Consider the following 19,649-nt stretch of genomic DNA (forward strand, 5'->3'; position numbering starts at 1 on the left):
CGTGTCATGCGTGGAGACGCAAGCGTAACCGCTGACGCGTTGTACTGCGGGGTGTTGTGATGAATTGCGAGGTTTGCGGAACGAGTCTTTGTCGTGGGTTGGGCACCTTCACCACGCGCCGGTCTTGCACCGCTCCAGACGCTTGGGCAAGGAGTTGCCCACCCTACACGCTGCCATTTAGTCGGGATACCAGTCGTACTGACTTGAGCAAAGCGGGAAGATGCCGATGCCCGACTCCGCCTTCGGCAGTCGCAGAAGCGTCTGCCCTGTCGGTGCAATCACGATGCTCCGGCCTTGTTCGGCGCCTTCAGCAGGGTAGTTCAGCGAATTGGGCCAGTTCGCTTGTACGACGTAAGCGTTGAGATGGACTGCCAGACGGCGGGCACAGTCGATGTAGGGCTCCTGGCAGGTTGCACTTTGCGGATCCGGGCGCATGGTGCCGGGCCAGAAAATCAGGCCGACCCCGCTGTTTGCCAACTGATTGGTCACGAGGTGAATGTCCTCGACCTCGCGGCACAGAACGGCAGAACAACGATGGCCACAAAGCGAATACGCGGGACGGGAGCTGCCTGCCGCGAAGAGCGTAGCTTCCGCCGTTGTCAAGCCATTCTTGGACACTTCACCAAGAATGATGCCATCGCGGTCTACAAAGACGCTGCTATTGAAAGTCTGTCCGTCGTTGATCACAGGTGCACCGACAACGGCGGCGATTTGGTATTGCCGGCATGCGTTCTGCAGCTCCAACAACGCGCCAGCAATGGATGATGGCACACACAGCTCCCCAATTTTCCGGTGGTAGCCCGTGATGCTGAGTTCCGGAAAGACGCACAAGTGGGCACCATGTTGAGCGGCGTGCGCAAGCGCACTCACCGCCGAGCCGACATTTTCGTGAATACCCCAGTGCATCACCCGCTGAACGATGGCCATGCGAAGCAGGTCGCTGTTTGCTGATGCGATGCTGTCCGCATGCGCTCTCAAGTCGGAGTCTGCCGATGTCGCGATGTGCTCAAGGCTTGACACGGGCAAGCAGCGTCTTGAGGGTGGCCTGCGGGTCGAGCACAAAGTCCCTGGTGACGCGGAAATGCTCAGTGTCCTCGTGGTTCACACGTTGTAACCCCTCCGGCGTACACACGTAGATCCACGCGTCGGGGTAGGCCATGAGAATCGGCGAGTGGGTCGCGATGATGAACTGCGAGCGTTCAAGCACCAGATCGTGAATGCGCGATAGGGCAGCCAGTTGACGGTGGGGCGACAGCGCTGCCTCCGGCTCGTCAAGGATGTACAAACCCTGCTCACCGAAGCGGTTGTTGAGCAGTGCCATGAAGGATTCGCCGTGCGATTGTTCGTGCAGGGAGCGTTCGCCATAGGCCGCACCAACGTTCAACGCTTCAACTTCCGTCGCTACGTTGAAAAAGCTTTCCGCACGCAAAAAGTAGCCTGTTTGCGGGCGCTTGATGCCCTTCGATACACGCAAGAACTGGTGTAGCCCCGAATGCGAAGCACGCGTCGCGAAGTTGAAATTGCGGCTGCCGCCTTCTGCGTTGAAGCCCAACGAAATCGCCAGCGCCTCAAGCAATGTCGATTTGCCCGAGCCGTTCTCACCCACAAAGAACGTTACTTTCGGATGCAGCTCGATGTAGTCCAGATTGCGGATGACCGGCAGCGACAGTGGATAGCTGTCGAATGATTCGATGAGTTCGGTCTTCAGCGCGATGCTTGAAACGAACTGGGTCGAGATCATCGCAGCGCGCTACATCACGCCTTCAAACATCTGCACATCCACCATGCTTCCCGGCTCCACGTTGCCGGTCTCGGTGCTGAGCACCACGAAGCAGTTGGCCTGCACCATGGAGGAGAGGATCCCCGAGCCCTGATCGCCAGTGGTGCGGACTTCGTAGCCACTGTTGCCCATCGTGAGCACGCCGCGCTGGAACTCGGTGCGTCCCGGCAACTTTTTGACTTTGTTGGTCAAGGTCGCTTTGGCTGTGGGTGGCAGCGCGTAGTCGGTGCGGCCCTGCAGCGTGGCGATAGCGGCACGGACGAACTGGTAGAAGGTGACGGTGACGGCGACCGGATTGCCCGGCAGGCCGAAGAAATAGGCATCGCCGACCTTGCCCACCGCCATTGGCCGACCCGGCTTCATGGCAATCTTCCAGAACAGCACCTCGCCCATCTCGTTGAGCATCTGCTTGATGAAGTCCGCTTCGCCGACGCTGACGCCGCCGCTGGTGATAATCACATCGGCCTGCGTCGAGGCGGCAGCAAACGCGCTGCGGATCGCCTCGGGGTCGTCGACGAAATTGCCGAGGTCAATCGGCTGACACCCGGCGCGCTGCAGCAGACCGTAGATGGTGTAACGGTTGCTGTCGTAAATCTCGCCGGGGCCAAGCGGCGTGCCGATGGTCTTGAGCTCGTCGCCGGTGGAGAAGAAGGCCACGCGCAGCTTGCGGTAGACGTCGACCTCCGCCACGCCGAGGCTCGCCAGCAGGCCCACGGCCGCCGGGCCGATCAGGGTGCCTTTCGGCAGCGCGACTGCGCCAGTCTTCAGGTCCTCGCCGCGAAAGCGGCGGTTTTGCCCTGCCTTCAAATCGTTCGGCAGGTGCACGCCGGCATCGTCCACGGTGACACGTTCCTGCATCGCCACGGTGTCGCAATCGGCAGGCATCACGGCACCGGTGAAAATGCGCACGCATTCGCCCTTGCCGACCGGGCCAAGGTAGGGCTTGCCGGCATAGCTGGTGCCGACGCGTTTCATGGTCGTATGTTGTGGTTCGACGGGCTCACCACGAACGGACGCCGCGTTAGCGCTCGTCGACACGATGTCCGCATGACGATACGCCCAGCCGTCCATCGCCGAGTTGTCGTGGCCTGGCACATCGATGGGCGAAATCACGTCGTGTGCCGCGACGCGGCCCAATGCCGCGCGGATGTGCAGCCGCTCGGTCACCCCGATTGGCGCGAGGAATTTGCTGATGAACGCCCTTGCCTTGTCGACCGGCATCGAATTGGGATCGTAGTCGTCGGCGCAGGAGAGTTCGCGGATGGTGGCGGCCATGATGTGAAGCGGTGGAATGGCGAAAGCAGGAAGTTTATGCCGCGAACAGCTGCAGGGGCGTGGCGTGGGGCGCGGGCAGCCGGCTACGCGGTTGTAGCGGTTCCGTTGGTCGTGGTGGGCAGCGATCTCGCGACTACCCGCAGCGAGGCAGGCAGGACGTCGATCATCAAATGTGGCGTTTCGCCCAGGTATTCACCATCGACCGCGATGGGTACGTCCGGGCTGCCGTGAATTTCGATGCCAGTAAAGGCGTTGGTGTGCAGCCGGGCGTCGCTCAGGTGCTTTCCCATTAGCAATCGAGGCAGCATCACCATTGCACTGGCGCGACTGAAGCGGCCCGCGACCAGCAGATCGAGCTTGCCATCGTCGATGCGGGCATGAGGCACCGCCGGGATGCCGCTGCCAAAGCTCGGTGTGTTCAATGCCGATGCGAACAGGGCGGTACCGGCTCGCAGTGGCTTGCCCTCGCAGTGCACGGTGAGGTTCCAGTGGCGCAGGAACAGCAGCTCCTTCAGCGTTGCCAGCAGGTAGCGCGGCAGCCCACGCAGCCAGCGCGGGCCGTTGAGCGCGCGCAGCGCAACAGCCGAATCGAAACCGCAGGTGCAGCAGGCGAGGAAGGGCACTTCGCGTTCGCCGAAGGTCACGACACCGGCGTCAATCGTGGTGGCCGGTGCTGTGAGCGCATGCGCCAGCGCCTCGGGCCACGCGAGGGTGAACAGGTTCAGTGCACGGGCGACGTCATTGCCGCTGCCGAGCGGGACGATACCGAGTTCGCGCGTGGTGCGCACCAGCGGCGGCAGCATGCGGTTGATGGTGCCATCGCCGCCAATCAGCACAATGCGGGCGTCGGGCGGTGTGTCCTCAATGAGCGCGTGTGCTTCCGGGATGGTGCCTGCGACCACGAATCGCGCCCCCGGATGATCGGTGCGGATGCGGGTACGGATGGCTTCTTCCAGCTTCGCGGCACGGCCACCGCCGGCGAAGGGATTGAGCATGACAAGGGCGGAACTCATGGCGGGCCAGAGTATAGGCAATGCGGGCACGGGTTTCGGAGCACCCTCGACAAACCGGTGGCAGGTTTCCGTAACATGGCGGGCATTCCTGTATTTGACCCCGACGGAGGTGGAAGATGATTCTTGAAGTGGCCGACATTCGCATTGCAGCGGGCAAACAGGCCGAATTCGATGCTGCGATCAAGCGTGGTGTGGAGACCGTGATCGCGCGCGCTGGCGGTTTTTGCGGTTACAAGGTGAATCGGGGCGTCGAATCGCCCGAGCGCTATCTGCTGTTCATCTACTGGGAAACGCTGGAAGCGCACACCGTGGACTTTCGTCAGGGGCCGCTGTTCCCCGAGTGGCGTGCCATCGTCGGACCGTTCTTCGCGCAGCCGCCGGTGGTGGAGCACTTTGAGCTGGTTAGCAAGTCAGCGTGATGGTGTAGCGCCGGGGCCTCACCACATCAGGTGCAGGTCGCGTTCGCGTACCCAGTCATTGTCGCCGTTGTCGCGGATGATGGTGACGGTGCGCAGCACATCGCGGAACGATTCGCGCGTGACCACTGCAGCGGCAGTGCACAGCGCCTCATAGCGGTCGGTCTCCGTTGCCTGCGCCAGGGTGATGTGCGGCGTGTAGTCGAACTCGGGACGCAGGAACTCCTCCAGCGGCCCACGATACAGGCGGTCATGCATTTCAACGAGCGCGTCGGTGCCCACCTGGGTGCCGATGCCGATGAACTCGTTTTGCGCGGACCAGAATCCGTGCATCACCACCGGAAAGCAAGGCCAGGCGCGCAGCACCTTCTGCGCATGCGCCGCAATCTGGTCCAGCGTCAATCGTGAGTGAAACGGAAATACCAGCGTCAGATGCGGCGGCAGTGCCTGCGCTTGCGGGTCGTGCAGGCCGCGGAAGCGATCGATCGACTTCTGGTTGACAAATTGCGGGAACCACACGATCGCGCGCCGCGGCAGCGTCGGTCGCAGGATGTAGGTGAGTTTCTTGCGGGCCACACGGCATTCATAGCGCAATGGCAGCCGCGTACCAGGGCGCGACAGGCAACAGGCAACTGGGCGCCGTCGTCACGGCGCCAGTGTTGCTCAGTCGCGCTCCAGCGATTGCAGCTCGTCGATGGTGTTGATGTTGGCGAAGGCAGCCTCGTCGTCGAACTCGACCTCCGCCACCCGGTGAGCGCTGTACCAGGCGTCAATCTTGCGGCCGCCGCTCTCCAGAAAGGCAGTCAGGCTGGGTAGCAGCGCGACGCTGTAGAGTGCGAACACGGGCTGCGCGAAGCCGCCGGTGCGGACGACGGCGAGGTCGGCGATTTCGCTCTCCATCGCAGTATGCAGGCGGGCGACAAGGTCGAGCGGCAGGAACGGTGAATCGCACGGCGCGGTGACGATCAGCTCCGTCGTACACGCTCGCATGCCGGCATGCAGGCCGGCGAGCGGGCCGGCAAAGCCGCCAACTTCATCGCTGATGACTGGATGGCCGAAGGCCGCATATTGCTCGACATTGCGATTGGCGTTGATCAGCACCGATCCGACCTGCGGCGCCAGGCGTTCGACGACGTGCGCCACCATGGGCTTGCCGCGAAATGGCACCAGGCCCTTGTCGCGCGAGTCCATGCGGCGGCCCATGCCGCCGGCGAGTACGAGGCCGGTAACGCGTGCCAAGCGCGATGACGAAGGACGAGTGACGAGTGACGGGTTGACCGCCTCGTTCGCTGCATTCGATGGCGCAATGTCGTCACTGGTCATTCGTCATTCGTCCTTCGATGCAGTGGCATCGAAAACAAAGCGACCGGGATCGTTGAACAGCAGGAAATGCTTGTTCACCGCACGGCCGATCATTGTCATGCCCACCTGCTTCGCTATTTCGTATCCCATCTGAGTGACCCCGGAGCGCGATACGAGGAAGGGCACACCCATTTGCGCGGCCTTGATCACCATTTCGCTGGTCAATCGACCGGTGGTGTAGAAGATCTTGTCGCTGCCGTCCACACCGTCAAGCCACATCATGCCGGCGATGGCATCCACGGCGTTGTGGCGGCCGACATCCTCGACGAAATAGAGCAGTTCAGGCCTTGTGTTGAACAGCGCACAGCCGTGCACGGCGCCTGCCTGCTTGTAGATGGTTTCGTGCTTGCGTACCAGCTCGGCGAGCGCGTAAAGGGTGCTTTGCGTCAGCTGCACGCTTTCGTCGGCAGCGGGCAGGTGGATCGCGTCGATGTCTGCCATCAGGTCGCCAAACACCGTGCCGCTGCCGCAGCCGGTGGTTTTGGTCCGGTGCGCCATCTTTTCTTCGAGATTGATGAGACCGTTGCGGGTGTAGACCGAGGCGGCGTTGACTTCCCAGTCCACCTGTACCGCAACGAGGTCTTCAATCGAGTCCACCAGCCGCTGGTTGCGCAGATAGCCGATGACCAGCGCTTCCGGCGCCGCGCCGAGCGTCATCAGTGTCAGGATCTCGCGCTTGTCGACGTAAACCGTCAACGGATGCTCGCCAGCGATGGCGGCGGTGCCGGCATTGCCGTGTTCATCGCGGGTGGCGACTTCAAAGGTGGCCGGGCGGGCACTCTGGCTAAGCTGCGGGCGGTAACGTCGATCGCGGTGAATTTTGTCATCGTGTGTGGGCATACCGGCATGTTAGCGACGGGTTCGCAGTTGTCCTTGTTGCCTGCGGAAAGTCCATCAGCTTTTCTATGGAATGACCATTGGATATGGGCTTTGTGAGCAAAAGTGCAAAAGTCGACAAGTAGTCAATTGACCCCATGAGCCCTTATTTGATGGGCTTTTCACGAAAAAGTCGTTTGTTGCGAGGGAGTGGCTGCTAGGGCGTCAATGCATCAATGAGATTGACGATTTCGACATCGCTACGGCTGCCACGTTTGGCGCCGGCGGTGATGGCTGCCATCGCGGCAACGTCGGTCGTGGCAGCGCCCGGATTCAACAGCCGGCGCAGGATCATCAGGCCATCGGTGTGCGGCAGCGTCTGCCCGTCGCCGTCCACGTCAAACACGGGCAATGCCCCGGCCAGATACGTCTCAATCGCGGTTGCATCGCGCAGCGTGGTGCCGGTGCCGCGTGCGCTCGCGATCAGCGCGGCGCCACGCTGGCCGAGCAGATAACGCAGGAGCAGCACGCCGTCAGTCGCGGCGTCGTAAGCGGTGGCGTCACTCTTGTCCACGTTCAGGAGCGCCACGTTACTCACGCTGATCCGGGTTCCGGTGAGTGCCGCTTGCGGTTGTGCGGCACCATACGCGGTGTTCCAGCCGGGCGTGGCGGCCAGCAGATAACTCACGTTACCTTTTGACGAAGTGCCGTCGCGGTTGAGCCGTGTCAGCAAGCCCTGACGGTCCGCCTGATTGAGGGTGATGCGAAACTGTGTCGCGCTGGTGATCTCGACGCCACTGGAGGTGAGGGGATAGGCGGTGCCTTCGCCATAGAGAGTGAGTTTGGTCGGATCAATGTCGTTGTTGGCACCAGCGAGCGCCACCATTTCGGTGCCATTGACGACCAGTTCACCGCTTGCGGCATCGAAGGTCGCTTTGGGCGCGATGCCGTTTTGCTCGATCACCCAGCGCAACCGTGGCAGGGTGGCAACGGCAGCGTCCCGCGTCGAGAGTGCATCAGTGATCGGCTGCAACCTGGCGCGCGAGGCATTCAGCACCACGTTGCGGTCGGTGGTGCTGCCCTGTTCGGTCGCGGTATCGGTTTCGTACTTGATCATTTGCGCCGCACTCAGGCGGTTACGCACTCGCACTAGAGCCGCAGCGGTGCCTGTCATTGTGAAATCGATCAGATCGGCCATCACCCGTCCCTTGCTGGTGGTCGGGCTCGTCACATCGTAGGTGTTGAGTCTTGATGTCCAGAAGAGGCTTTGTGCACTGTCTGGTGCCGTGCCAAAGAGATTGACCCAGAACTTCGCGATGATCTCTTCGTTGAGCAGGAAAGCCGGGAACCCGGCCACCGTGGCGTATCCAGCGTACATGCTCTGCAGCGCCTGATCGCGCGGGGCGTTGCCCGCAAGCGATCTCCAGAACGAGTAGGAGGTCCAGTCCAGCGCGTCTGCACCGAACATGAGAAACGACCCCATCAACGGCGTGTATGAGTCCGGCGGTCTGACGGCAGCGACGGTGAAGTCAGCCGATGAGGCCGTCGCGTCGCCAATGGTGGGCGGCGCGGCGGACGCCGTGGTTGCGGCGAACACGGTGGCGAGCAGTGTCACCGCCGACCAGCATCGGCTGGCGTTGTTGCGGCGGGCGCCGCTGGCGGCGGTCGGAAGGGGATGGCACGGGGTGGAACGGTTGGGGCGCGACAACAGCATGTCTCAATCGGAGGTCAAGCGAAGCAGGGAAGAGGCGCCTGCCTCGGTGGTGCAGGGATTTTGGGAAATTGAGGGCGACACAATTTCAACACGATGTACCGCTGCCGTCACTGCGTGTTCCGGCGTGTCCGCCTGCAGGGACTCACCGGCACGAAAAGGCAACGCCCGTAGACGGGTTGCGATCCGTTTGCATTGGCCGCACTGCGCATCACCTTTTTGCAATAAACGCTTTAAGAATAAGGGATAGCACGCAGAAATCGACAAAGTCAACTTTGCTAATTTCCGCCTTCAAACCCAAAATGTAGCGTGACTTCTGGCTAAAAGCTGCTTGCGATCTTGCGAGAGTCGTTTTGTGCGGGTCAAGTTGTTCCGCGTCAAGGACGCCACGGTTTTGCGGGAGTAAGCGCGAGTGGCAACCTTGTGTGACAATCACTGCAAATAGAAGTGTTTGGGTGACGTATGTTGGACAAAGACGGCTTCCGGCCGAACGTCGCCATTGTGATTGCCAATCACAGAAACCAGGTTTTTTGGGGAAAGCGGATACGTGAGCATTCCTGGCAGTTTCCGCAAGGCGGAATCAACCCTGGCGAAAGCCCGGAGGAAGCCATGTTCCGTGAGCTCCAGGAAGAGGTTGGCTTACGGCCGGAACATGTAAGGATTCTCGGGAGAACCCGGGACTGGTTGCGATATGAAGTGCCCTCCACGTGGATCAAGCGTGAGTGGCGCGGCAATTATCGTGGGCAAAAACAGATCTGGTATCTGCTGCGGCTGACCGGGCGCGATAGCGACCTGAATCTGCGCGCCGATACCAAACCCGAGTTTGATGCCTGGCGGTGGAATGACTACTGGGTCGATCTCGACGGTGTGATCGAGTTCAAGCGCGACGTCTACCGGCGGGCGCTGAACGAGCTTGAGCGCTTTCTGCATCAGGGCAAGCCTTACACGCGGCGCGAGCGCTTGTATGGGCCTGCAATGCACTCGCCACCGGAGGGCTATCAATTGCCGCTAACGCAGTCGCAGTCGCGCGAGTAGGCCGGGCAGCACGCGCGCGGCGGGTAAGGCCGGCTGCCGTAACCGGAAATAAAAAAGGCCGCAATTGCGGCCTTTTCTGCGCTGGTCCGGCGCGTTGCCGGACCACTGTGCGACGGAGCTTAGAAGCGGCCGCGCATCATGTCGGCGCCGCCCGCAAGCGCGCCAATGACCACGCTAACAATCAGCGCCGCAACGATGTAGCAGACGACGATCAGCGCCGTGTAGCCGATCGACTTGTCCTCAGGGTTCTTCATCAGTACAGGCAGGCCAATGTAGAGAAGATAGAGACCGTACAGCGCGGCGATGATAGTCAAGACGCCGAGCATCGGGATCAGCGAAAGCACGCCGGCAATCCACACCGGTGTCGATGAGTAGATCACCAGCTTCAGCGCCTGGATCAGATTTTTTTCGCCGCTGAACGTTGGTGCCAGCGCATTGACGATCATGCCCACCAGATAGATGACCCCAAGGCCAAGCACGTAGCCGATGATCAGTTGAGCCAGGCCTGCCGCGATCGGGGTGCGGATGGTGCCGACGATCGGCATCGACACGCCGATCACCGTCATGCCGATGAAACCGCAGATGGCCGGAATCAGGGCGAGGATCGCGGCGTAACCGACATAGAGTGACTTGACGTCGGTCGTCTCTGCGGCAATCTTCGGCCACTCAGCTTTGGGCGACAGGCAAATGCCCTTTGCGCGCTCGATCAACTTTGCTAGATCCATCGTACTGTTCCCCTGAAAAGATGGTTGGAATCGGTGTCAGTGATAAGACGAAAGCCGCCGTGGGAAAGCGTCACCCGCCGCAGTCTCGTGAGTGTATGACGGATAAACGGTACTGAACAGATGCGCAGGCGATGACCTGCTATGGCTGGCTCACGGCGCTTGCGGGCTTCTCCCCGATCGCATCGAGTGGATTGGCTGGACGGATGACAGGTGTCCCTTCGACGTCGATGCTGGCCTTGCGGACGGTGACCCGGTTGTCGCTGCCTGCGGAGCGCTCGGTCCAGGCGAACGATCGGCCCGTAGCGTCAATGGTGGCGTGATCGATACCGCCGTGCGGCCCGCTGGCGATGGTGAGGCGCCGCCCTGTCGCGAAATCGATCCAGTCGAGCGACTCAAGTTGTTCCTGGCGCTGATGCAGCAAACCGTAGCGTCCGTTGCCGGACAGCGCGCGCAGGCGCGCGTTCTGGCCGGCCGCCACCGTGTGCAGGCGGCGACCGTCTGGCCAGCGAACCACCGACAGCGAATTTGCTGCGTAGCGCTTGACGAAACGCGTGCCTTGCACAAAGGTCGTTTCACCCTCGATTGCCCATGCCGGCGCCGGCGCACGCTTCAGTCGCGGTAGCGTCCAGATCCCGCTGCGGGCGTCCGTTTTGTCGCTCAGATCGAAATTCACCAGCGCCTTGCCGTCTGGCGAGAAACCCATCTCGACGTTGACGCCCACGGACGTTTCCGCGAGCTGTTTGCCGCGGAAGGTGAACAGCCGCACTTTGCGGTTGCCGTCTTTGTCGCGGGTTGCGACGGCGAGCTGTTTGCCGTGTGCGTCGGCGTCCACCACGATGCTGCCGGGGACGCGGATATGGGCGACACGACGGCAGCGTCGGACATCGAAAACGTTCACGATGGATGGCTCACCGCGTACCCGTTCAATGATAAAGCGACGATCAAACGAGAAACTCGCTGGCGAAGCGAGTGCACATACTTTGGTGGGCCCCGAGGCACGGTGCGCCCAATGGTAGAGCCCCGGGGCACGCGCCGCAGGGTTGCTGACCAGAATGGCCAACCCATTGCTGTCGACAAACTCTACGTCAACCAGCTCGCGCGAGGTAAACGATTGCGCAAGCGCGGCAGCAGAAAGGGCCGAGGCGAATAGGGCCGGGATCCACCCAGCGAAGTGGCACTTCACTGCGCTAGGTCGCGATTTCAAGCAATACCGGCTGGTGATCCGACACCCGAGTCACCAGATCGACGTCCACGCGACGCACCCGTGGCGCCAGCCCATCACTGACAAACAGGAAATCACAGGAAATGGGTTCTGGTCCATAGCGACGGTCATACAGCCGGAACGTCGGCGCGTGAGGCGTGCCAGCGTGCACCAGTGTCCAGGCATCGACCAGCCGGCTGGCGCCCACCTGTGGCGTTTGCAGCAACGCGTACTCGTCACTGTCCGGCTCGAAGTTGAAGTCACCGGTCAGGATGCAATGCGCCGTATGCGGCTTGCTCTGAAATGGTGAACCGGTGTCGTCGAGCAGCGGTGGATGCGCGGCCAGCGCGCAGCCCTGCGCGTGCAGGCGTAGCAGCTCGCGAGCCTGCGCCATGCGCATTGCCGGCGAGTAGAACTCAAGGTGCGTGGTCATGAAACGTACCGGCCCGATCGTCGTCAGCACCGTCGCCGACACGCAGATGCGAGGCATGCTGCGTACGCCCCCTGGCGTTGCATCGGCCGGGTAGGGCAGAGTGTAGTGATGCACCTGCGCCACCGGTAGACGGGTGGCAATGAGGTTGCCGAAGCGTTGCCGCGATTTGCCATCAGGGGCGAGCTCGTCTACCGCAGCGCCGAAGAAAATTTCAAAGCCGGGCAGCAATTCACGTAGTTGCTGCGGCTGATCCTGCGACGCGTTGCCGTCGAGACGTGGATAGTTGATGGCCACTTCCTGCAGGCAGAGCACATCGAAATCCGCCATAGCTCGCGCATGCGCGACAACCCGTGCAACATCGACGACGCCATCCAGTCCGCAGAACCACTGCACATTCCAGGTCAGGATTTTCATTTGATGCCGGCACGCATGAAGGACTGCACGAATTGTCGCTGGAACAGCAGGAAGGCCAGCAGCAGTGGCGCCGCAGTTAGCAGTGTCGCAGCGGTGATGATCGACCAGTCAATGCCCTGATCGGCCGACGCAAATACCTGCAGGCCCACGGTGAGTGGACGTGAATTGACCGAATTGGTCACCACTAGCGGCCAGAGAAAGTTGTTCCAGTGATAGCTCACCGATACCAGCGCAAACGCCACGTACACAGGCTTCGCGAGGGGCACATAGACGCGCCAGAGGATCTGCAGCGTGCTGGCGCCCTCCATGGTGGCGGCCTCGACCAGTTCCTTCGGAATGCCCTTGAACGTTTGCCGCAGCAGGAAGATGGCGAATGCCGAGGCGAAGTAGGGCAAACCAATGCCAAACAGCGTGTCGATCAGCCCAAGCCGGCTCATCGTCTTGTAGTTCTCGACCAGCAACACGTCCGGCATGATCATCAGCTGCACCAGTACCAGCGCGAACACCACGTTCTTGCCACGGAACTCGTAGCGCACAAAGGCGTAGGCAGCGAGCGTGCACAGCAGCAGTTGCGAGCCAAGGATCAGGCTCACCAGCAGCGTGGTGTTGAGAAAGTAGCGTGCGAACGGCGCTGCTTCCCACGCACGGGCGAAGTTTTCCAGCGTCAGCGGCGCCGTGAGTGAGAACTTCGCGGAAAATTCGGCGGGATGAAAGGCGGTCCACACCGCGTAGGCCAGCGGCAGAATCCACAGGATCGCCAGCCCCCACGCTGCCAACGTGTCCAGCCATTGACCAGCCGGATTGGCCTGCCTCAAAGCGATTGCATCGGCCATGGTCAGTAGTGCGCCTTGCGGTCAAGCACGAAAAACTGCACCAGCGCGACGGTGGCCAGCGCGGCCAGCAGCACCACGGTCACCGCTGCCGCATAGCCCTGGTCCCAGAATTTGAAGCCGACTTCGTAGAGGTGGTAGAGCAGTAGCGTGGTGGCGTTGTCCGGTCCGCCCCGCGTCATCACGACCACGTGATCGACCATGCGGAAGGCGTTGATGACGGCGTTGACCAGCACAAAAATCGTGGTCGGCATCAACAACGGCCACAGCACGCGGCGGAAGAAGAACCAGCGGCTGGCGCCCTCAATGGCGGCGGCCTCGCGCAAGCTCGGGTTGATTCCCTGCAGTGCCGCGAGATAGAAGATCATGAAGAAGCCAGCCTCCTTCCAGATCGCAACCGCGGTGATGGCGCCCAATGCGGTGGCCTTGTCGCCGAGCCAGTTCTGTGAAGGCAATCCGAACAGATTGCCAATTTGCTCCAGCAGGCCATAACTCGGCGTGTAGAAAAAGAGCCAGATGTTCGCCACCGCAATCATTGGTAACACTGTAGGCGTGAAGTACGCCATGCGCAGGAAACCGCGCCCGGCGATCTTGCCGTTGACCCAGAGCGCCATTGCCAGTGCCAGGCCGACGGACAGGGGAATAGTGGCCAGCGCAAACCACAGGTTGTTGCGCAGCGCCTGCCAGAAGATCGGGTCGTCCACCATCGCCGCGTAGTTGTCGATCCCAACGAACACCGACGCCCGGTAGGGCTTCGGCGTCGACATGAAGCTGTCAATCAGCGTGGCGATGGCGGGATAGTGCGTGAACGCGACTAGCAAGGTCAGCGCTGGCAGCAGGAGCAGCCAGGCGTGTGCCTGCTTTTGCGCGTTCACGGGGTGTACAACTTACTTGTAGCTGCGCAGCAGACGTTCGGCTTCCTTCTGCGCGTCCTTCATCGCAGCCTCTGCGGTCTTGCTGCCGGTGAGTGCGGCCTGCAGTCCGTCGTTGAAGGCTTTGGTCACGCGCTGATTGTCGTGCGTGGAAAGCTCAGCCACTGCGTACTGCAACTGATCGCGTGCCACCGCGGCAGGTGCAAATTCGGCCGCGTATTTCTTGAGTGCCGGTGTGTCCCACGCAGCGGGCGAGACCGCAACGTAGCCCGTATCAATGCCCCATTGTGCGGCGCGTGCCGGCTGCGTCAACCATTTCGCAAACTTGAACGCCGCCTCCTGCTGCGCCGGCGTGGCCTTCTTGAAGATGAAGAAATTGCCACCGCCGGTCGGAGAACCGCGCTTCTTGCCGGCCGGCAACATTGCTACACCGAAGTCAAACTTGGCGTTGGTACGGATGTTGGTCAGGTTGCCCGTGGTCGTCCAGATCATGGCGACCTTCTTCTCCATGAAATCCTTCGGTGTGGTGCCCCATTCCACGATACCGGACGGATGCACGCCGTACTTCTTCGACAGATCAACCCAGTATTGCAGTGCTTCGATCACCTTCGGATCGTCAAACTTGGTCTGGGTGCCGGCTTCGTTGGCGAGGATTACGTCGTTCTGAGTGGTCAGGCCCTGAAACAGCCAGTACGGAAAACCGCTCGAAGGAATCTGCACGCCGTATTGCATCACCTTCCCGCTGGCGTCCTTCCTGGTGAGCTTCTGCGCCATGCTGGTCATCTCGGCCCAGGTCTGCGGCGCCTTGTTCGGGTCGAGCCCGGCTTCCTTGAACAGCTCCTTGTTCCAGTAAAGCACCACGGTCGAGCGCTGGAACGGCACGCCCCAAGTTTTGCCGCCAATCTGACCGTTGAGCAGGAAGGCTTTGTAGAAGCCACCCAGCCAGGCCTTGTCTTCAGGCGTCTTCACGAAGTTGTCGATGGGGACGATGGCGTCTTCATCGATCAGTGTGAAGGTATCGGTGGAGAGCAATACCGAGGCGACCGGTGGCGTGCCGGCCTTGTTGGCGGTGAGCGCTTTGACGATGGTGTCCTGATAGCTACCCGCATAAATGGGCGATACCTTGATCGATGGATTTTCCTTGTTGAAATCCGTCGCAAACTGGTCAATGATTTTGGTGATCGGTCCGCCCACGGCGACCGGAAAGTAGAACGGAACTTCGGTTGACTGCGCCTGTACAGCACTGGCGCCCAGCGCGAGCGCCACAGCGGCTGCACAGGTGGCAAATGAGTGTTTCATGGGATCTTCCTCCGGGTGAAATGGTTTGCGTGGGTGGTCGGGATCATGGCAAGCGCAGGCCCTGCGCGTCAAATGCGTGTACGGCGCTGACAGGCCAGCCGAGCCGCACTTCCTGCCCGGCGTCAAATCGGTTCTGGCCTGGTGCCCGTACAGCGATTTCCTGATCACCGATGCGACAACGCAGCAGGCAGTCGGCGCCAAGATACTCGCTCTCGCGGACGGTTGCTGCAACATCGCCGTCGAGCGCGACCTCCTCCGGGCGCAGGCCGATACTCACTGCCGCTTCGGGTGCGCTGACAGTCTGCGTTGAACCGCTGATGGCAGAGCCGGCCAGCGAGATGATGCTCATCGGCGGCGTGCCGATGAAGCGCGCGGCGAAGACTGAAGCAGGTTTGGCGTAAATCTCGCGTGGCGTCCCTATTTGCTCAATGCGACCGTGGTTGAGCAGTACGACCTGATCGGCCATGCTCATCGCCTCGGTCTGATCGTGAGTGACGTAGACAACCGTCAGGCCGAGTTTTTGCTGCAACGCCCGCAACTCCTGACGCATCTCCTGTCGCAACTGTGCGTCAAGATTGGACAGCGGCTCGTCCATCAGGCAGATGCCCGAGTCCGCCACCAGCGCGCGAGCCAGTGCGACGCGTTGCTGCTGGCCGCCGGACAGTTGCGATGGCTTGCGGTCGCGCAATTTCTCCAGGCTGAGCAGGGACAGCACGCGGGTCAGGCGCTCGGCCTGCTCCTGCCGCGAGGCGCCGCGTACCTGCAGGCCAAACACGATGTTGTCGGCAACGCTCAGATGCGGGAACAGTGCGTAGTTCTGGAAAACCATGGCTACACCGCGCTTGGATGGCGGTGCTACCGTGACATCGTGGCCATCAATCAGGATTTGCCCGCGACTCGCGACGTCCAGCCCTGCAATCAGGCGCAACGTAGTGGTCTTGCCACAGCCCGATGGTCCGAGCAGCACGGTGAAACTCGCTTCCGGAATGACGATGCTTGATGGTTGCAGCGTGACGACGTCGCCCCATTGCTTGCCGACCTGGCGCAGCTCTATCTTGGCCGTCTTTGGGGAGGCAGCACGCTGATCAGTGTTCACGCAACAAGTACTCGCGACATTTGGCAGCTTTCGGAAAACCCGCAATTCAAGCCAACAATTATGACGGCGCGGCGACAGTCCTCTATCATCCGGCCCGATGTTTTCGAAATCGCAACCATGACAAAGAAGAACACTTACGACTGCGGGCAGTGTCCGGGGTACTGCTGTAGCTACGATTACATCGAGACCAAGCCGTCGGACGTCAAGCGGCTGGCAAAACACCACGGCATCGCGGTGGACGAAGCGAGGGACCGCTTTACCAAGGAAGTCGTTCACGAGGACGAGACCATCCGCGTGTTGCGGCACCGCAAGGATCACATTTACAAGTCGATGTGCATGTTCTTCGATCAGGACGAACGCCGTTGCACCATTTACGAGGGGCGCCCGCAGGTTTGCCGCGACTATCCGAACGGCTCTACCTGTGGCTATTTCAACTTCATCAAGTTTGAAAGGAAGCACCAGGGTGATGACAGTTTCATTCCGTCGGCCTGACACTGCATTGCCACCACTGCACCGGCCGCCGGCAATGTGCAAGTGGTGGCTGGTCACCGCGCTCGCTTTGGCGTTGAACGGGTGCACGCAGGCGCCCGTGGTTCCCGCTGAGGATCCTGCCGCATTGCAGCCCAGAACTGCCGCTGGAGCGTCTATCGCCCCGGCGGGCGCATCTACCAGCGAGGCGCTGGCGCCCACGGTTTCTGCCAACCCCGCGATCCCGCCCACTGATGGGCGGGCGACCAGTGTCGGTTCTGGCACCGGGGCGGTAGCGCCCGCGCGGGCGCAGATGAGCGCGGTCCAGATCGCGTTGGCTCCGTCAGTGACGCCCGACGGCACGACCCGCTATGAGTGCGTGACGGGCAAAGTCGGTGAAGAGAGCCGGGCGGCCATCGTGTTTCCGGAGAAATCTGGACGCATTTGTGCACGCTTTCCGGCGATGGGACCCTGCCAGTATGAGCGCAGCGCCTGCCGAGCCAAGGGCGGGCGGGTGATTCGCTTCGATGGCGTTGAAATCACCAAAGACGTCGAGAAAGAGTACGACAAACAGGTACAGCGATTTCGCCTGAACGCCGGCTAGCCTGCCTGCGGTGGGGCGATAGGCGCGTTTTCCAACAGCGACGGCGCGGTAAACTGGCGAAATGAATCGCGTCAGATTTTTCCCTTCCGGAATGACCAAGCCTCCGTTTTCACGCCGCCTGTCGCGTTCGCTGCTTGCGGCGTGTATCGCCGCCTGTCTTGGTGCAATTGCGCCCGTGCCGCAGCTGCAGGCGCAAACGCCGGTCACGCTCAACTTTGTCGATGCCGATATCGATGTCGTCGCCAAAGCAGTTGGCGAGCTGACCGGCAAGACGTTTGTGCTGGATCCCAAGGTCAAGGGTAAGATCAACATCCAGTCGGCCAAAGGCGTCGCGCCGGGGCTGGCCTATCCCACCTTCCTCTCCGCCTTGCGCATGGCAGGTTTTGCTGCGGTGGAAGGGCCAGGCGGCGTAGTACGGGTAGTGCCTGAGGTTGACGCGAAGGCCTTACCCACGCCTATTGGCGTCGACGCTGGCGGTGCCATCGCCACCAAGGTGATTCCACTCGCTCACCAGAGTGCCAGCCAGGTTATCAACGCATTGCGCCCGCTGGTGGCTGCCGCCAATGCATTGACGGTGTACCCGCCGGGCAACGCCATCATCATTACCGATTACAGCGACAACATCCGCAAGGTCGAGGCAGTGATCGCCAGACTGGACGTACCGAGTGTCGCAGCGCCGGAGCTGGTGCCGCTGAATCACGCCCATGCGCTGGACGTGGCGGCGACATTGACGCGGGTGTTTGCGGACGCGAATGGCGCCACCGAGTCGCGGGATCGCCTGCTGATTACTGCCGACGCCCGCAGCAACTCGATCATCGTGCGCAGCGAAGACGCCGGTCGTCTGGCACGCGTGAAAACGCTGATTCAGGAGCTTGATCGCCCTACGGCGGCGCCGGGCAACATCCGTATCGTTTACCTCAAGCATGCCGACGCTGCGCAGGTTGCAGCCACTTTGCGCCGCGTGCTGGGGGCTGAGGGCGGCAGCAGCACCGGTTCCAGCAGCAATGCGTCGGGCAACGCGTCCGCCCTGTCGTCACTGCTGCCAACGGCGGCAGCTACTGGCAGTACACCGCAGAACCCGCTGGCAGCAGCAACGGCAGCATTGACTGGCGCTTCGTCGATGCAATCGGCCGGCACGCTGCCGCAGATGTCGACCAACACCAACACGGCGTTTACCGCTGGCGGCGCGACGGTCTATCCCGACACCGCCATCAATGCGCTGGTGATTTCCGCGCCCACCCCGGTCTACAACAACCTGCGCACGGTGATCGAGCAGCTCGACGTACGGCGGGCGCAGGTGTTCATCGAGGCGCTGATTGCGGAGGTGCAGGCGGATCGCGCTGCCGAGTTCGGCATTCAGTGGCAGGCGCTCGATGGCATCAACCGCAGCGGCACGCAGGGTTTTGGTGGTACCAACTTCGGCAGCACCAACGGGACCACGACCGCCAATATCCTGGGCGTTGCCGCCAACCCGGCGGCCGTCGCCCAGGGTTTCAACGTGGGCCTGGTGCGTGGCGCGGTGACCATCGCCGGCAAACAGATACTGAATCTCGGCCTGCTGGCGCGGGCGCTGCAGAGTGACGTGCAGGCGAATATCCTGTCCATGCCGACCCTGTTGGCGCTCGACAATGAAGAGGCACGTTTCTCGGGCGGCCAGACGGTGCCTGTACTGACGGGCCAGTACGCCAATTCGTCCGGCGCCAACAATTCGGTGACACCGTTCGCCACTTTCGATCGCAAGGACGTCGGCCTCATCCTGCGCGTGAAACCGCTCATCACCGAGGGGGGCGCGATTCGCCTGCAGCTCTATCAGGAGGTGTCCAGTGTGGCGCCTTCGACGGCCAGCGCGGTTGATGCTGCCGGCCTGTCAACTTTCAACAAGCGGGTGCTGGAGACCTCGGTGCTGGCGGACGATGGCCAGATCGTCGTGCTCGGTGGCTTGTTGCAGGAGAGCCTGTCCACCGACCAGGAAAAGGTACCGGTGCTTGGTGATGCGCCCTTGCTGGGCAACCTGTTCCGCTACGACACCCGTAGCCGCAAGAAAACCAATCTGATGGTGTTCCTGCGTCCGACCGTGCTGCGCAGTGCCGCTCAAGCCAACGTGTTGAGCAATGAGCGCTATCGCGTTCTCGGGCTCGACCAGCAGGCAGTTACCCCCGACGCTCGTCCCATGCTGCCGGAAATGAGCAACCCGACGCTGCCGATGGGTACTGCCGTTCTGCCACCTGCCAGCGCTCCGACACCGGGTACGCCGAAGCGATGAGACATCGCGCGCTGCCCACCGGCGCCTTTGCGGCTG

20 protein-coding genes are annotated in these 19,649 nt (G+C 61.7%); 5 read left to right on the forward strand and 15 right to left on the reverse strand.

The features are described 5' to 3' along the window. Positions 1 to 177: 177 nt before the first annotated feature. From FKL89_RS07420 to FKL89_RS07435, 4 genes are all read right to left on the reverse strand, one after another. On the reverse strand, positions 178 to 1,020 hold the full coding sequence (locus FKL89_RS07420) for a carbon-nitrogen hydrolase family protein (protein WP_238363529.1): 843 nt from the start codon (positions 1,018 to 1,020) through the stop codon (positions 178 to 180). Further along, complete coding sequence (locus FKL89_RS07425) at positions 1,007 to 1,741, reverse strand: AAA family ATPase (RefSeq protein ID WP_156862156.1); 735 nt, start codon at positions 1,739 to 1,741, stop codon at positions 1,007 to 1,009. Before FKL89_RS07425 ends, FKL89_RS07420 begins: the two co-directional genes overlap by 14 nt. Before the next feature lie 9 nt (positions 1,742 to 1,750). Further along, positions 1,751 to 3,055, reverse strand: coding sequence for a molybdopterin molybdotransferase MoeA (gene moeA, locus FKL89_RS07430; protein WP_156862157.1), 1,305 nt, complete (start codon positions 3,053 to 3,055; stop codon positions 1,751 to 1,753). A gap of 83 nt (positions 3,056 to 3,138) precedes the next feature. Next, positions 3,139 to 4,068: a diacylglycerol/lipid kinase family protein gene (locus FKL89_RS07435; RefSeq protein ID WP_156862158.1), complete on the reverse strand. Its 930-nt coding sequence runs from the start codon at positions 4,066 to 4,068 to the stop codon at positions 3,139 to 3,141. Positions 4,069 to 4,184: 116 nt separating this feature from the next. On the opposite strand from FKL89_RS07435, the gene FKL89_RS07440 reads away from it, so the two are divergent. Continuing rightward, positions 4,185 to 4,487, forward strand: a complete 303-nt coding sequence (locus tag FKL89_RS07440; protein ID WP_156862159.1) for an antibiotic biosynthesis monooxygenase family protein — start codon at positions 4,185 to 4,187, stop codon at positions 4,485 to 4,487. A gap of 18 nt (positions 4,488 to 4,505) precedes the next feature. On the opposite strand, the gene FKL89_RS07445 is transcribed toward FKL89_RS07440, so the two are convergent. From FKL89_RS07445 to FKL89_RS07460, 4 genes are all read right to left on the reverse strand, one after another. Next, positions 4,506 to 5,060, reverse strand: a complete 555-nt coding sequence (locus tag FKL89_RS07445; protein ID WP_162527434.1) for a 2'-5' RNA ligase family protein — start codon at positions 5,058 to 5,060, stop codon at positions 4,506 to 4,508. Positions 5,061 to 5,147: 87 nt separating this feature from the next. Further along, positions 5,148 to 5,807, reverse strand: coding sequence for a molybdenum cofactor guanylyltransferase MobA (mobA, locus tag FKL89_RS07450; RefSeq protein WP_156862161.1), 660 nt, complete (start codon positions 5,805 to 5,807; stop codon positions 5,148 to 5,150). Positions 5,808 to 5,810: 3 nt separating this feature from the next. Then, a complete protein-coding gene (locus FKL89_RS07455) occupies positions 5,811 to 6,686 on the reverse strand; it encodes a formate dehydrogenase accessory sulfurtransferase FdhD (protein ID WP_156862162.1) in 876 nt (291 codons plus the stop codon). Positions 6,687 to 6,879: 193 nt separating this feature from the next. Further along, positions 6,880 to 8,376, reverse strand: a complete 1,497-nt coding sequence (locus FKL89_RS07460) for a hypothetical protein (RefSeq protein WP_156862163.1) — start codon at positions 8,374 to 8,376, stop codon at positions 6,880 to 6,882. 459 nt (positions 8,377 to 8,835) lie between these two features. On the opposite strand from FKL89_RS07460, the gene FKL89_RS07465 reads away from it, so the two are divergent. Next, on the forward strand, positions 8,836 to 9,408 hold the full coding sequence (locus tag FKL89_RS07465; RefSeq protein WP_156862164.1) for an RNA pyrophosphohydrolase: 573 nt from the start codon (positions 8,836 to 8,838) through the stop codon (positions 9,406 to 9,408). A 119-nt stretch (positions 9,409 to 9,527) separates the two neighbouring features. Here the strand turns inward: FKL89_RS07465 and FKL89_RS07470 are convergent, their stop codons facing one another. The 7 genes from FKL89_RS07470 to FKL89_RS07500 form a co-directional block, all read right to left on the reverse strand. Continuing rightward, positions 9,528 to 10,133 (reverse strand): Yip1 family protein, encoded by a 606-nt coding sequence (locus tag FKL89_RS07470; RefSeq protein WP_156862165.1) that lies wholly within the window; start codon positions 10,131 to 10,133, stop codon positions 9,528 to 9,530. A 139-nt stretch (positions 10,134 to 10,272) separates the two neighbouring features. After that, a complete protein-coding gene (locus FKL89_RS07475) occupies positions 10,273 to 11,316 on the reverse strand; it encodes a WD40 repeat domain-containing protein (RefSeq protein WP_156862166.1) in 1,044 nt (347 codons plus the stop codon). Between the two features lie 4 nt (positions 11,317 to 11,320). After that, positions 11,321 to 12,181, reverse strand: coding sequence for an endonuclease/exonuclease/phosphatase family protein (locus FKL89_RS07480; protein ID WP_156862167.1), 861 nt, complete (start codon positions 12,179 to 12,181; stop codon positions 11,321 to 11,323). Next, positions 12,178 to 13,014, reverse strand: a complete 837-nt coding sequence (locus FKL89_RS07485) for a carbohydrate ABC transporter permease (RefSeq protein WP_156862168.1) — start codon at positions 13,012 to 13,014, stop codon at positions 12,178 to 12,180. The genes FKL89_RS07480 and FKL89_RS07485 overlap by 4 nt, the downstream gene beginning before the upstream one ends. A gap of 2 nt (positions 13,015 to 13,016) precedes the next feature. Further along, on the reverse strand, positions 13,017 to 13,886 hold the full coding sequence (locus FKL89_RS07490; protein ID WP_156862169.1) for a carbohydrate ABC transporter permease: 870 nt from the start codon (positions 13,884 to 13,886) through the stop codon (positions 13,017 to 13,019). Between the two features lie 12 nt (positions 13,887 to 13,898). Continuing rightward, positions 13,899 to 15,182, reverse strand: coding sequence for an ABC transporter substrate-binding protein (locus FKL89_RS07495; RefSeq protein ID WP_156862170.1), 1,284 nt, complete (start codon positions 15,180 to 15,182; stop codon positions 13,899 to 13,901). Between the two features lie 43 nt (positions 15,183 to 15,225). Beyond that, positions 15,226 to 16,278, reverse strand: a complete 1,053-nt coding sequence (locus FKL89_RS07500; protein WP_420361141.1) for an ABC transporter ATP-binding protein — start codon at positions 16,276 to 16,278, stop codon at positions 15,226 to 15,228. A gap of 117 nt (positions 16,279 to 16,395) precedes the next feature. On the opposite strand from FKL89_RS07500, the gene FKL89_RS07505 reads away from it, so the two are divergent. From FKL89_RS07505 to gspD, 3 genes are all read left to right on the forward strand, one after another. Then, positions 16,396 to 16,770 carry a YkgJ family cysteine cluster protein gene (locus FKL89_RS07505; protein WP_162527435.1) on the forward strand — a complete coding sequence of 125 codons (375 nt, stop codon included), beginning with the start codon at positions 16,396 to 16,398 and terminating at the stop codon, positions 16,768 to 16,770. After that, positions 16,745 to 17,350 carry a hypothetical protein gene (locus FKL89_RS07510; protein ID WP_156862172.1) on the forward strand — a complete coding sequence of 202 codons (606 nt, stop codon included), beginning with the start codon at positions 16,745 to 16,747 and terminating at the stop codon, positions 17,348 to 17,350. The genes FKL89_RS07505 and FKL89_RS07510 overlap by 26 nt, the downstream gene beginning before the upstream one ends. Positions 17,351 to 17,411: 61 nt before the next feature. Beyond that, positions 17,412 to 19,613, forward strand: coding sequence for a type II secretion system secretin GspD (gene gspD / locus FKL89_RS07515; protein WP_156862173.1), 2,202 nt, complete (start codon positions 17,412 to 17,414; stop codon positions 19,611 to 19,613). The last annotated feature ends 36 nt before the right edge of the window (positions 19,614 to 19,649 follow it).

It is taken from the genome of Casimicrobium huifangae, assembly GCF_009746125.1.
GTDB classification, from domain to species: domain Bacteria; phylum Pseudomonadota; class Gammaproteobacteria; order Burkholderiales; family Casimicrobiaceae; genus Casimicrobium; species Casimicrobium huifangae.